Origin of the sequence: Grimontia marina (genome assembly GCF_900060185.1) — a bacterium.
GTDB lineage: Bacteria > Pseudomonadota > Gammaproteobacteria > Enterobacterales > Vibrionaceae > Enterovibrio > Enterovibrio marinus.
Window position 1 is genome coordinate 1 of the sequence record NZ_FIZY01000222.1, and the last position, 688, is coordinate 688.

A 688-nucleotide genomic window follows, 5' to 3' on the forward strand; every position below is an offset into this window, starting at 1 on the left:
TAGCCATAACCCGTGAAGGGTTTTTCTATGACCATATCGATGGTTTGAGGAAAGGTATAACGGCGAGGGCTCTCTAAATCAGCCTTATTCTCTAGAAAATCGCCCGTGCCTTGGGAATAGACAGCGACAAACCCTAAAGCAATACCCAATAGCGTCGCAGCGCTCCATCCCCAAAATCGTTTAGGCGTTGAAAATTTAGACAAGTAAGGCAGAACAAAAAGTGTTCCGAGTATCGCGCCAATCCAACCAGTGCGCGAGGCTAATATCACCAACAACGGCGCAGTTAGCAGTGGAGTGACATAAAGTAGGCTCACTTCGCTGAGATGCTGATTGTATTTCTTCGGTTGACTAGCCAGTAAATAGCCAGATATAACCAGCCCTGTCGCGAGAAAGCTCGCCATCACATTCGGTTGCTGAAAAATGCCGTAAGGGCGGTTGATAAGGGAGTCGTAGCCAAAAATATTCTCGGGTGAAAGCAAAAAGTATTGATACAGAGCAAATAGGGCTTCAATCAATGCCGCGAGTACGATAAACCAGAGCAATCGCTGCTTATGTTTGTTGCTAAAACGAAATTGTTGCAGCAATACAAAAAAAAGCAGCCCAGTCCATAACCCGAGCATTCGACTCAGCGATGCGTCAATTTGAGCATTCGTGTAAAGCAGCGGAACCGTCATGATGGTACAACTGA

General features: G+C 46.1%; 1 protein-coding gene. It reads right to left on the bottom strand.

Features of this window, described 5'->3' with window-relative positions; genetic code table 11:
- A partial coding sequence (locus tag GMA8713_RS26090; RefSeq protein ID WP_198159605.1) for an O-antigen ligase family protein occupies positions 1-688 on the bottom strand: 688 nt, incomplete at both ends.